Source organism: Nocardia vinacea NBRC 16497 (assembly GCF_000308835.1).
Classification (GTDB): Bacteria; Actinomycetota; Actinomycetes; order Mycobacteriales; family Mycobacteriaceae; genus Nocardia; species Nocardia vinacea.
Genome location: NZ_BAGN01000050.1, coordinates 1 through 12,306 on the forward strand (window position 1 = coordinate 1; position 12,306 = coordinate 12,306).

Sequence of the window (12,306 nt, forward strand, 5' to 3'; positions counted from 1 at the left end):
CGCGACCGGCCGACCGCGCCGATCACACTGCTGCGCCTGGAACCCGTCGAAGTCGTTGCGGCGAGCGCACTTCAGCTCGGTCTGTGGGGTGGCGTCGGGGAGGAGGACGAGCGGGCCCGCCGCGCCCTGATCCGGGTGCAGGGCCTGCTCGGCGGCGAGGCGGTCCGGGTCGGCGTGCTCAGCGGTGGCCGCGGGCCCGCCGAACGCATCACCATGGTCGCGCTCGGTGACGAGCCGATTCCGGCCGCCGACCCGGCCCTGCCGTGGCCCGGCCGCCTGCCCCGTCCCGCACCCGCGGTGATCCTGGTGAACCGTCCGGTGGTGCGTCTGGAGGCCGCCGACGGAACGCCCGTGCAGGTCACCGACCGCGGCCTTTTCACCGCCGACCCGGCCCTGCTGCGTTGGGGCAGCAAGCAGTGGCCCCTTGCGGGCTGGGCCGGTCCGTGGCCGGTGGACGAACACTGGTGGACTCCGGAATCCGCCACCCTCTGCGCGGGAATCGCCGCCCGCATCCAGGTGCAACTTGCCGGTGAACCGGCCGATGTCCGTGTGCTGCTGCTCATCTACAACGATCAGACCTGGCGCGCCGAGGGGCTCTACGACTGACTACGTGCGCGACCACACCAGTGCCAGCGTGAACGGATGTCCGCGCAGCTCCGCCCATTTCGGCTTGGCCGCGATCCATGCGTCATCCACCAGCGCCTCGGCCATCTCGGTGAGCACCCAGCCCGCCGCCGATGCTGCCGACACCTGCTCGCTGATCAAGTGCAGGTGCGTGCTGATCGCGACCGGCTCACCGGACGCAGGTGTGTAGTGCGTCGGCATACCGGTCACCATCATGAACTGCGGGTGGTAGCTGACCGTGACACAGGTGCCGCCGGGTGCGGCCAGCCGCCAGGCTTCGGCGTAGAAGGGCGTCAGCTCGTCCAGGTGCTCGTCGATCAGCGAGGAGACCACCAAATCGTATGCACCACTTGTCAATCCGGTGTCACGCACATCGGCCTGAGTAAGTGTGGTGTGCACCTCGCGCTCGCGTGCCCGCGCCAGCATCCCCGCACTCACGTCGACGCCATCGATATGGCGAATTCCCCGCTCTCGCAACCAAGCTCCGGTCCGCCCGGTCCCGCAGCCGAGATCCGCGGCGCGTCGCACCCCACCCCAGTCCGGTCGCCGTAGCCGATTCAGCAGCGCGAGATCCATCTCGTCCATGACGGTCTGCTCATACGTCGGTGCCCATCCGTCGTACCCGGCGGCGACGTCAACGGTGCGATAGTTGCGGCGATCGAAGTCGGAGAAAGAGGGCATGGGCGCAGTATTGCCGCGATACCCCGGCATTCGCCAGATAATTTCCGGCACCGCACCCGCCGTGGCTTCGCTTGCCGAGCGATGGGGTGCCCGGACCATGCCGCCCTGGTGACCACAACGGAGCGAGTCTCGGCCCGTTTCGCGTCCGAGTCGGCGCTTCCGACGCATCGCGAGGTGCTCGAGCGGCCCGGAGTAACCACCAGACAGTGCTGAAGCGGTAAGGATCCAAGCCCTGCCCAGCCACAACGGAGCGAGTCTTACGAGCGGCCCGTTCGCGGCCCGTCTCGCGTCCGAGCCGTCGAAGCGCATGCGACGAAGTCGCGAGTCTCGACGGCTCGGACGCGAGACACAGGGGGCCGCGAACACGCCGCGCCGAAGGCGCGGCCAAAGATCCAGTAGTCTCGGAAATCGTGGATCTCGCGGTGACTGTGCTCGATGGCGTGCGGATCGCCTATCGGGATTCCGTGGTGGGCGATGGCACGCCGGTGGTGCTGGTGCACGGTATGGGCGGGGACGGGCATACCTGGGATCGGTTCGCACACACCTTGGTGCGGGCCGGGCGGCGGGTCATCATTCCCGATCTGCGCGGGCACGGGCGCAGCGCGCACACCGAGTCCTATCTGTTCGCCGAATTCGGCGAAGACGTGCGGAAACTGTGTGATCGGCTCGAACTGGATGCGGTGGATCTGGTCGGACATTCGCTGGGTGGCTATGCGGTTTCCTGTGTCGCGCAGGAACGGCCCGAACTGGTGCGGCGGCTGGTCATCGAGGAGTGCCCGATGCCGCTGCGTTCCGGGGATGAAGAGGTGAAGCTGACCCGTCGCTTCCCGACCGTTCCGGAACTCTGGCACGCCACCACCAGCCTGATCCGGCATCCGCGTGCGGTGCTCGCCTTCGATCGCTCGATGACGCGGACCGCGCTCGAACAGTTCCGCAAGCCGAATCCGGAGTGGTGGGATCGGCTCTCCGACATCACCGCGCCGACTCTGGTACTGCGCGGCGGTCCCGGCGGCATGGTCGATCCGGAGAAGCTGGCGATTCTGTGTGACACCGTCCCGAACTGCGCGGTGACCGCCTTCACCTGCGGTCACAGCATCCACCGCGACCGCTACCGCGAATTCGAGGCAAGCGTGCTGCCGTTCCTCGCGACGCTCGCACCCGCGGCTATCTAGAGTGAAGCGGTGTCCGCGCAAGACCGTCCGGTTCTGTTCTTCCCCGACGAGCAGTCGTTCCGCGACTGGCTCCTGACCAACCATGCCTCGGCGGACGGAGTCTGGCTGCGCTTCGCCAAAAAGGGCTCCGGACGCGTTTCACTGAACCATGCCGGCGCGCTGCGGCAGGCGCTGTGCTTCGGCTGGATCGATGGGCAGGCGCGCGGTGAGGATGCGGAGTTCTGGCAGGTCGGCTTCACCCCGCGGCGCAAGCGCAGCCCGTGGTCCCTGCGCAATATCGGCCTGGTCGCCGAGTTGATCGAGCAGGGGCTGATGCATCGGGCCGGACAGGCCGAGATCGATCGGGCCAAAGCCGACGGCCGCTGGGACCTGGCGTACGGCGCGTCGGTGGTGCCTGTGGATTTCCTCGCGGCACTCGCGCGAAATCCCGAGGCCGAGGGCTTCTTCCAGACCCTCGGCAACCAACAGCGCGCCGCCGTCGGCTATTTGCTCGCCGATGCCGTCAAGCCCGAGACCAGGGCACGGCGCATCGAGAAGTTCGTGCAGAAATTCGCCGACGGACAGACGTTGGGCTGATGACCGGATTCGAAGGGATGCTCTGCTCGGCGGCGGCCGCGGTCGATGTGCCCTTGCCCGGCACGGCGACTCGGGTGACGGGGTGGTTGTGCGTCGAGCAGCCGGGCGCGTGGGGCCGGGATGTGATCGGTGATGAGGTGCTCGGCCAGGAGATCACGGCTGAACTCGCCGCCCGCACCTCCGCCGCGAAGGTTCGTCCGACGCTGATCCGGCGACCTGGCCGCAACGAATTCACCGGTGTCCGAACGGTTTTGATCGCCAGCTCGCGTCCGCAGGGCTTCTGGTGCGAACGCTTCGAGATCACCGACCTGAAGCAGCTGCTCGACCTGGACCTGAACCTGCTGAACGGTCCACCGCCGGGAATCGGTGCGCCCGTGCGTGATCCGCTGATCCTGGTGTGCGCGCACGGAAAGCACGATCAGTGCTGCGCGCTGTTCGGCCGTCCGATCGCCGCGAATCTGGCCGCCGACTATTCGGACCGGGTCTGGGAGTGCTCGCACACCGGTGGTCATCGCTTCGCACCCGCCATGGTGTTGCTGCCCTCCGGACTGACCTACGGTCGCGTCGATACCGCGGCCGCCATCGCGGCGGTCGAAGCCGTGGAGCGCGGTGCGGTTTCGTTGGCTGGGCTGCGTGGTCGCAGCGGCCACCATCCGGTTGAACAGGTCGCGGAAATCGCGGTCCGCGAACAGGTTTCGGCGCGCCTCGACGATCTCACCGTCCGCCTCGAAATAGATTCCACCGCAACCGATTCCGATCTTGCCGTGGTAACCCATCGGGACGGCCGCCGCTGGCGTGTGCGGACTCGTACCGTCGGATTCCCGCCGCGCCAAGCCAGTTGCGGTGCCGCACCGAAACCGGTCAACGCGGTCGTGGCCGACCAAATCCAGCCGCTGACCGCGGGCTGACCGCGCGGTCAACGCCTGGATCGGGCTGCGGCCATACCTGCCAGATGCGCCGATCGGCCCCCGACTGGTCCTCGGCTGAGAACGACGAGCGGGACATGGCTGCGGCAGATCCGCCGCAGCCATGTCCCGTTCGCGGCGACCTTTATCGCCCCCTGCGGGATGAAGGTCGCGGGCTTACCAGTGGGTGCCAGGCACCCAGCGGGCGGCGCGGCGCAGGGCAGTGCCGGTGACTCGGCGGGCCGTCGACTGATGACGCGGTTCACGTTGCGGCACAGGGGATTCCGCTGGTTCCCCGGTATCCGCCTGCTCGCCCTTGGCGGCGGGGGAGTCGGGTAGGGCCCGGTAGTAGCGGTGCAGGATGCGGTCGCGCAGCTTCGGGGTGAGTAGTGCGCCGTATTCGGCGAAGGTGCCGAGCGGAACATCGATGCGCTTGGGGCGCTCGCTCAGCGCGCGCACTATGGTCGCGGCCGCCCATTCGGGGGACTCCGACGGACCCTGATCGCCGCTCGGGGTGATCATCGGGGTGCGCACCAGCGGCATGTGGATGGTGGTGAAGGTGACGCCGTCGGCCATGGTTTCGACCGCCGCGACCTCGGCGAACTTATCCAGCGCCGCCTTGCTCGCGAGGTAGGCGGCGAAGCGCGGCGTGGCTACCTGCACGCCCGCACTGCTGATATTGACGATGTGGCCGAACTTGCGCTCGCGCATCTGCGGCAGCAGCGCCAGCGTCAATCGCACGGCGCCGAAGTAGTTGACCGCCATGGTGCGTTCGAAATCGTGCAGCCGGTCGGTGGAGCGGTGGATGGCGCGACGGATCGAGCGACCCGCATTGTTCACCAGCATGTCGATGTGGCCGTGCTCGTCCAGGATGGTCTTGACGGCGTGGTCGACGGAGTCGGAATCGGTTACGTCGCACTGATATCCGTAGGCGCTGCCGCCCTCGGCCCGGATCTCTTCGACCACCGCGGTGAGTTCGTCGGCGCGCCGGGCGAGCAGGAAGACGATGGCGCCCTTATCCGCGACGGCCAGTGCGGCGGCCCGGCCGATGCCGGAGGACGCGCCGGTAATGAGCACATGCCGCCCCGTCAGGTCGCGGTTGCGGCGATTGCGCCGGATCTGCCCGCGCGGGTCGGCGTCGTCAGCGGAAGCTCGGGTCATCGCTGCTCCTTTGCAGGTCGAGTTGGCATGAACTTACTCTGAAGTAAGTTTACCTGCCAAGTGTGCTCTGTTCGATTGGCGGCATTCGCGGGCTCTCCGTGGTTACGCAAGCTGATCGGTTCGAGCGACCTGCGAGCAGTCGCTATGGCTACGCCTCCGGGTCCTTCGCTCATGCCGCCGTGTCACGTCGAGCGTTCGAATCGGGCCACGCCGATGCATTCGAACCGGCCTCGAATCTATCGAACATATGTGCGATACTCTGCGCATGGCGGACGATCGGATGGCGGAAATCTTTGCCGCGGTGCGGCTCTCCGGCAGTGATCCGGAGGCGGCGCGGCGGATGCTGGCGGAACTGTGGGACGAGCTCGGCGACGGTGGAGATCCGTTGCAGCGCTGTGTGATTGCGCATCACCTTGCCGATCTGCAGGGCACGGCCGAAGGTGCGCTGCGCTGGGATCAACGCGCGCTGGCCGCGGTGTTCGGCCCGGGTGTTCCGCTCGATGAGGGGCTACGCGGATTCCTGCCCTCGCTCTACCTCAATCTCGCCGACAGTCACCGCCGCGTCGGCGACTTCGATGTGGCCTATATGCAGCTGACCATCGCTCGCGGCCACCTCGATGTCCTCGCCAACGACGCCTATGGCGCCGTGATCCGCACCAGCCTGGACAAGGTCGAGGCCGCGCTGGGCGAGAAGTCGACGGATCCACTCCCGGTGTGACGACAGGTCATGTCTGTCTACGCCGGACTCCCCGCCTGAGCGCCGAGCGCTCAGCTCGCCAACAGCGCCTCGCGCAGAACCGCGTCGAAACCGGTCGGCTCGCGGCCGATCAACTGCGTCAACGTCGGGTCGACCGTGGCGAATTCACCGGCCCGGCTAGCGGCGAAGATATCCAGCATCATGTCCGCCTGCGCGGCCGGGACGCCATAGCCCAGCATCTGGTGCCGGAATTCCTCGTTGGATACGGTGATGCGCTTGATGGTTCGGCCCGTGAGCGTGGCCGCGAGGGCAGCAATTTCGTCGAAATCGATGGCCTGCGCTGCGGTCAATGGCGGTGTGGGACCGTCGAATCGGCCTTCCTCGGTAAGGATCGCCGCGGCCGCGTCGGCGAGGTCGACGTGTGCGGTCCAGCTCACCGCCCCATCCGCGGGCAACACGAGCTCTCCGGTCTCGGCTGCCCGCCCGAAGAACCGCACTGCACTGGCAGCGTAGAACCCGTTGCGGAGCGAGGTGAACGGAACACCGCAGGCCTGCAGCGCTTCCTCGTCGGTGGCGTGGTCGCGGCAGGCCTCGAACTGCGAGTTCGGGCCGGCACCCATATGGCTGGTGTAGAGGATGCGGCGTGCGCCCGCAGCGGCGGCGCCTTCGATGGCAGCCCGGTGCTGTCGGATGGCCTCTGCACCGAGCTTGTCGACCGAGACGAGGAGCACCTGGCTGGCGCCCTCGAAAGCGTGGGACAGGCTGTCCGGGTCGGTGAAGCTGCCCTGTCGCACCCGTACTCCGCGGTCGGCCAAGTCCTGCGCCTTTCGCGGGTCGCGGACGCTCACACCCACCTGGTCGGCGGGCACTCGCGTCAGCAGACTCTCGACAATCCGACGGCCCAGCTGCCCGGTGGCTCCGGTCACGATGATCATGCTGTCACTCCTTGATTCCAGTGGAAACGCTAATGCGTTAACAGTGATACTTCCGCTGGAAACAGTCAAGCGATATCTTTGATTCATGACATCGCCCACGCCACACAGGAACGGCACCACCGTCGAACCCGACGGCACGGCGTCGACTCGCGAACAGCACCGGCAACGCGTCATCGAAGCCGCCGCCGACCTGCTGGAGCGCGCGGGTCGCGATGCGGTGACAACTCGCGCAGTCGCCGACATGGCAGGGTTGCAACCACCGGCGATCTACCGGCTGTTCGGCGACAAGGACGGGCTACTGGAAGCGGTGGCGGAGTACGGTTTCGCGAAATTCGTCGCCGGCAAACACGTCGACCCCGACCCCGTGGACCCCATCGAGGACCTCCGGGCCGGGTGGGACCTTGCGGTCGAGTTCGGTCTGTCCAACCCCGCGCTCTACACCCTCATGTACAGCGAACCCGCCGGCGCCGAGTCGGCCGCATTCCGGGCCGGACTGGAAATCCTGCGCGGACGGGTCCGTCGCCTCGCCGCGGGTGGCTGGTTGCGTGTCGACGAACAACTTGCGGCCGGGATCATTCACGCCACCGGCCGGGGTGCGGTCCTGACCTGGCTGTCCTTCCCGGAAGCGAACCGTGACCCGGCCCTGCTCGCCGCACTCCGAGAGGCCATGGTCGCCGCGGTCACCAACGAACGTCCGGCCATCCAAGACGCCGGCCCGGCCGGCGCGGCCCGCGCCCTCCGCGCCAACCTTTCCGAGGAAACAACGCTCACCACCGCCGAACAACACCTCCTCCGAGAGTGGCTCGACCGTCTCGCAGGTGACCGCTGACCCCTCGACGCACCGGCCGGCCGCCCCTGGAAGGCTGGTGACAACCAGCGCCTGCATGTGACAGATAGAACCTCTCGGCACACCCGGCCGCCTGATTCGGCGGGTGCCCGCACCTCCTTCGCGATTCGAATGTATGTTCGACTATGTGAGGAGGTGATGTGTCATGGGTTGGAGCAACGGCCCGCCGACCTGGGCGGAGTTGGAGCGGGTGCTATCCGGTCGGCCAGGGCCGACGAATCCGGACGCGATGTATCCGGGCGACGGCGGCGACAGTCCGGCGTGGTCGCGCAAGCGCGGGAATTATCGGGCCGAACCGGCCGAACCACCCAGTGTTGTTTCGAGCGACCTGCAAGCAGTCGCTAGCGGCGGGCCGGTGGTGCCGTACGCGGAGTTGCACGCGCATTCGGCCTACAGCTTCCTCGACGGTGCGAGTCAACCGGAGGAGTTGGTGGAGGAGGCGGTGCGGCTCGGGCTGGAGGCGATCGCGCTCACCGATCACGACGGCTTCTACGGAACCGTGCGCTTCTTCGAGGCGGCCAGGGAATGGGGTATGCCGACGGTTTACGGGGCCGAATTGTCGCTGGGCACCGCGGAAGACGCACCGCGCCTCGGGAATTCGCTCGGCCATGTCGGCGCACCCGATTCGGCGCCGCGCACCGGCTCCCCGGACCCGGCCGGTCCGCATCTGCTGGTGCTTGCCCGCGGTCAAGAGGGCTATCGCCGACTCTCCAGTGAGATCGCGGCCGCCCACATGGCCGCGGGGGAGAAGGGCATCCTCCGCTACGACCTGGACGCGCTCACCGCGGCGGCGGGCGGGCACTGGCACATCCTGACCGGATGCCGCAAAGGCCATGTGCGCCAAGCCCTCGACCGTGACCTGCAGGCGGGAGACACCCGTCTCGAGCGAGCCGAGGCCGCCCTGCGCGACCTGACGGAGCGCTTCGGCGCTGACCGGGTGAGCGTGGAACTCACCCATCACGGCATTCCGGAGGACGACGAACGCAACACCCACCTCATCGCCCTGGCCGATCGTCTCGGTCTGCCCGTGGTGGCCACCACCGGAGCGCATTTCGCGGCACCTGCCCAGCGCCGTCGCGCCATGGCGCTCGCGGCGATCCGGGCGCGCCGGAGCCTGGACGATATCGCGGGCTGGTTGGCGCCGACCGGTGGCGCACACCTGCGCTCCGGCGCGGAGATGGCGCAGTTGTTCGCTGCCTGTCCGGAGGCGGTGGCGAATGCGGTGACGCTCGCCCGCGAATGCGCCTTCGATCTGAAATTGATCGCGCCGAGCCTGCCGCCGTTCGACGTGCCCGACGGCCACGACGAGGCGTCCTGGCTGCGTGAACTCACCCTTGCGGGCGCGGCTCGGCGTTACGGTCCGCCGTCGGGAAATCCCGAGGCGTATCAGCAGATCGAGCACGAACTCGCGGTCATCGACGAGATGAAGTTTCCCGGTTACTTCCTGGTGGTGCACGATATCGTCAGCTTCTGCAAGGAAAACGACATCCTCTGCCAGGGCCGGGGTTCGGCCGCCAATTCGGCCGTCTGCTACGCGATCGGCATCACCAATGTCGACCCGGTTGCCGCCGAATTGCTGTTCGAACGCTTCCTCGCCCCGGAACGCGATGGCCCGCCCGATATCGACATCGATATCGAATCCGATCGCCGCGAGGAGGCGATCCAACACGTCTACGCCAAATACGGACGTGAATACGCCGCTCAGGTGGCGAATGTGATCACCTATCGCGGTAAGTCCGCGGTCCGCGATGCCGCACGCGCACTGGGCTTTTCACCTGGACAGCAGGATGCCTGGAGTAAGCAGGTGAGCCGCTGGACCGGAGTAGGCGCCGAAACCGGCACCGATATTCCCGTGGAAGTGCTGGAGCTGGCCACCGAAATCGAGGGTCTGCCAAGACATCTCGGCATCCATTCCGGCGGCATGGTGATCTGTGACCGGCCCATCGCCGATGTCTGCCCGGTCGAATGGGCGCGCATGCCCGGCCGCAGCGTACTGCAGTGGGATAAAGACGATTGCGCCGCAATAAATCTGGTGAAGTTCGACCTGCTCGGTCTCGGCATGCTCTCCGCGCTGCACTACATGATCGATATGGTGCGTGAGCACAAGGGCGAAACCGTCGAACTGCACAAGCTGGACCTGAAGGAAACCGCTGTCTACGAGATGCTTTCGCGCGCCGATTCGGTGGGGGTGTTCCAGGTGGAGTCGCGGGCGCAGATGGCCACGCTGCCCCGGCTGAAGCCACGGGAATTCTACGACTTGGTGGTGGAGGTGGCGCTGATCCGGCCCGGTCCGATCCAGGGTGGTTCGGTGCATCCCTACATCCGTCGCCGCAATGGTGACGAGAAAGTGCGCTATGACCATGACGCGCTGAAGAATTCGCTGAAACGCACCCTCGGCGTGCCCCTGTTCCAGGAGCAGCTCATGCAGATGGCCATCGACGTCGCCGGTTTCACCGCCGCCGAGGCCGATCAGTTGCGCCGCGCCATGGGTTCCAAACGCTCACCCGAACGCATGGAGCGTCTCAAGGGCAGGCTGTATCAGGGCATGCGCGATCTGCACGGCATTACCGGCGAAGTCGCCGACCGCATCTACGAGAAGCTGTACGCCTTCGCGAATTTCGGCTTCCCGGAGAGCCATTCGCAGAGCTTCGCCTCGATCGTGTTCTACTCGGCCTGGTTCAAACTGCACTATCCGGCGGCCTTCTGCGCCGGATTGCTGCGTGCCCAGCCGATGGGGTTCTACTCCCCGCAGTCGCTGGTCGCCGACGCCCGCAGGCACGGCGTCCTGGTGCACGGACCTGATATCAATGCCAGCCGCGCCGAACCCACCGTCGAAAACCATGGTGACGAGGTGCGGCTCGGCCTTGCGACCGTCCGTCACATCGGCACCGACCTCGCCGAACGCATTGTCACTGCCCGATCGTCCGGTTCGTACACCTCCTTCCTCGACCTGACCGGTCGCGTGGAACTCACCGTCGCCCAAGCCGAATCCCTCGCCACCGCAGGCGCTTTGGGTTGTCTCGGCATCACCCGACGCGAGGCGCTGTGGGCGGCGGGTGCCGCGGCGGGCGAACGTCCCGACCGACTCCCCGGCACCGGCGCCGCCACCACCGCCCCCGCCCTGCCCGGCATGAGCGAACTCGAACTGGCCGCCGCCGACGTCTGGGCCACCGGTATTTCCCCGGGCAGCTATCCCACCGAATTCCTACGCCCGCAACTGGATGCGCTCGGTGTCATCCCCGCCGCCGGCTTGCTCGACGTGCCCGACGGCTCCCGCGTTCTGGTCGGCGGCGCCGTCACGCATCGGCAACGCCCTGCCACCGCCGCCGGTGTCACCTTCCTCAACCTGGAAGACGAAACCGGCATGGTGAACGTCGTCTGCTCGGTGGGCCTGTGGACCCGCTATCGCCGCCTGGCCCAGAGCGCCCCCGCCCTGCTCATCCGCGGCCGGGTCCAGAATGCGGAGGGCGCGGTCAGTGTCGTCGCCGAATATCTGCAGCGCATGGACCTGCGCGTCGATTCGAAATCCCGCGACTTCCGTTGAGGCTCAGAACATTCCGTTCGCATTGGCGGCCTGCTCCGGAACCGGCTGGATGACATCCCAGTGTTCGACCAGCTTTCCGTCGGCGAGGCGGAAGATATCCATGATCGCCAGCCCGCGGTCGCCGGGTTCACGCACGCCGTGCACGTGGGCGACCACGTAATCACCCTCTGCCACAATGCGTTTCACTTCGACGCGCAGTTTCGGCGCCCCCTCCTTCAGACCGGTGAGGCGTGCGAGTAGCCCGTCGAAGCCGTCGGCGATTTCCGGATTGTGCTGGATGTAGTGCGCACCGAAGAACTCGGCGGCGGCCTCGAAATCCTTGGCGTTGAACGCTGCTTCGTAGAACGCGAGGACGGCCTGCTTATTCGATTCGAGCTTCGGATCTGCGGAAGTGCTGGTCACGGGCATATCTCCGGTCTTTCGAGCGATCTGCAAGCAGTCGCCAGCGGTAACTGAACAGCTGTAGCGCTACAACTGTAGCGCTACGTGTGTCCGGCTACAATCCCCTGATGACCTCCGATGCGACGACCCGGCGCGGTCGCAATCCGCGCGGCCACGGCGGCCGACTGCGTGCGGAGATCGTCGATGCCGCGATCCGGCTGCTGGATGAACTCGGCGATGATCAGGCCCTGTCCATGCGTGCGGTGGCGCGCGAAATCGGCAGTGCCGCAACGTCGGTCTACCTGCATTTCGCCGATCGAGACGCACTGGTGTTGGCCGCGCTGGAGCGCTATCACGGCGATCTGGTGCGCGCGATCGATGACGCGGAGGCCGCCGTCGACGATCCCGTCGACAGATTGCGCGCCCGCATCCGCGTCCTCGGCGACTGGGCCTATCGACATCCGGGTATGTACAAGGTGCTGCACGAGAGCACCCTCAATCAGCGCGTGGCCATGCCGTTCAAGCGAGAACTGACCGAACGCACGGCCGCCGCGATCCGGCGCTGTATGGATGCAGATCTCGTGCCCGTCGACGACCCGGTTTCGGTCATGCTCGACCTGCGCGCGGCAGTGCACGGTGCGGTGTCGATGCGACTCAACGAACCCGGCCAGACCTGGCCGCCGCTCGCCGATCAGATCGAGCGATTTCTCGTGAAACTGGTCGGCGTCCCTTCGACATTCGGGAATGGCCCGCATCGAGCTTCGTGACCGAATTCGCCGCAGC

11 protein-coding genes and 1 pseudogene are annotated in these 12,306 nt (G+C 66.9%); 8 read left to right on the forward strand and 4 right to left on the reverse strand.

Annotated elements, in window-relative coordinates; all coding sequences use genetic code 11:
* Positions 1-606 (forward strand): annotated as a pseudogene (locus ON44_RS05655) (DNA polymerase Y family protein); the annotation flags it as partial.
* On the opposite strand, the gene ON44_RS05660 reads toward ON44_RS05655, so the two are convergent.
* Positions 607-1,305, reverse strand: coding sequence for a class I SAM-dependent DNA methyltransferase (locus ON44_RS05660; RefSeq protein ID WP_040686838.1), 699 nt, complete (start codon positions 1,303-1,305; stop codon positions 607-609).
* A 422-nt stretch (positions 1,306-1,727) separates the two neighbouring features.
* Between ON44_RS05660 and ON44_RS05665 the strand changes: the two genes are divergently transcribed.
* Genes ON44_RS05665 through ON44_RS05675 form a run of 3 tightly spaced genes read left to right on the forward strand, consistent with a single transcriptional unit; the run spans position 1,728 to position 3,961 of the window.
* Complete coding sequence (locus ON44_RS05665) at positions 1,728-2,477, forward strand: alpha/beta fold hydrolase (protein WP_245567021.1); 750 nt, start codon at positions 1,728-1,730, stop codon at positions 2,475-2,477.
* A 9-nt stretch (positions 2,478-2,486) separates the two neighbouring features.
* Positions 2,487-3,053 carry a YdeI/OmpD-associated family protein gene (locus ON44_RS05670; protein WP_040686749.1) on the forward strand — a complete coding sequence of 189 codons (567 nt, stop codon included), beginning with the start codon at positions 2,487-2,489 and terminating at the stop codon, positions 3,051-3,053.
* Complete coding sequence (locus ON44_RS05675) at positions 3,053-3,961, forward strand: ferredoxin family protein (protein WP_040686750.1); 909 nt, start codon at positions 3,053-3,055, stop codon at positions 3,959-3,961. Before ON44_RS05670 ends, ON44_RS05675 begins: the two co-directional genes overlap by 1 nt.
* A gap of 174 nt (positions 3,962-4,135) precedes the next feature.
* On the opposite strand, the gene ON44_RS05680 is transcribed toward ON44_RS05675, so the two are convergent.
* Positions 4,136-5,119, reverse strand: coding sequence for an SDR family NAD(P)-dependent oxidoreductase (locus ON44_RS05680; protein WP_040686751.1), 984 nt, complete (start codon positions 5,117-5,119; stop codon positions 4,136-4,138).
* 265 nt (positions 5,120-5,384) lie between these two features.
* On the opposite strand from ON44_RS05680, the gene ON44_RS05685 reads away from it, so the two are divergent.
* On the forward strand, positions 5,385-5,837 hold the full coding sequence (locus tag ON44_RS05685) for a hypothetical protein (protein ID WP_063721514.1): 453 nt from the start codon (positions 5,385-5,387) through the stop codon (positions 5,835-5,837).
* Between the two features lie 50 nt (positions 5,838-5,887).
* Here the strand turns inward: ON44_RS05685 and ON44_RS05690 are convergent, their stop codons facing one another.
* Positions 5,888-6,751: an NAD(P)H-binding protein gene (locus ON44_RS05690; protein WP_040686752.1), complete on the reverse strand. Its 864-nt coding sequence runs from the start codon at positions 6,749-6,751 to the stop codon at positions 5,888-5,890.
* An 85-nt stretch (positions 6,752-6,836) separates the two neighbouring features.
* Between ON44_RS05690 and ON44_RS05695 the strand changes: the two genes are divergently transcribed.
* Both ON44_RS05695 and ON44_RS05700 read left to right on the forward strand, forming a co-directional pair.
* Entirely contained in the window at positions 6,837-7,580 is a 744-nt protein-coding gene (locus ON44_RS05695) for a TetR/AcrR family transcriptional regulator (RefSeq protein WP_040686753.1), read from the forward strand.
* A 163-nt stretch (positions 7,581-7,743) separates the two neighbouring features.
* On the forward strand, positions 7,744-11,142 hold the full coding sequence (locus ON44_RS05700; protein WP_040686754.1) for an error-prone DNA polymerase: 3,399 nt from the start codon (positions 7,744-7,746) through the stop codon (positions 11,140-11,142).
* A 3-nt stretch (positions 11,143-11,145) separates the two neighbouring features.
* Here the strand turns inward: ON44_RS05700 and ON44_RS05705 are convergent, their stop codons facing one another.
* The gene (locus tag ON44_RS05705; protein WP_218007522.1) at positions 11,146-11,544 is read right to left on the reverse strand and encodes a nuclear transport factor 2 family protein; all 399 of its coding nucleotides are present in this window, start codon (positions 11,542-11,544) and stop codon (positions 11,146-11,148) included.
* A 107-nt stretch (positions 11,545-11,651) separates the two neighbouring features.
* Between ON44_RS05705 and ON44_RS05710 the strand changes: the two genes are divergently transcribed.
* The gene (locus ON44_RS05710; RefSeq protein ID WP_040686841.1) at positions 11,652-12,290 is read left to right on the forward strand and encodes a TetR/AcrR family transcriptional regulator; all 639 of its coding nucleotides are present in this window, start codon (positions 11,652-11,654) and stop codon (positions 12,288-12,290) included.
* Positions 12,291-12,306: the final 16 nt, after the last annotated feature.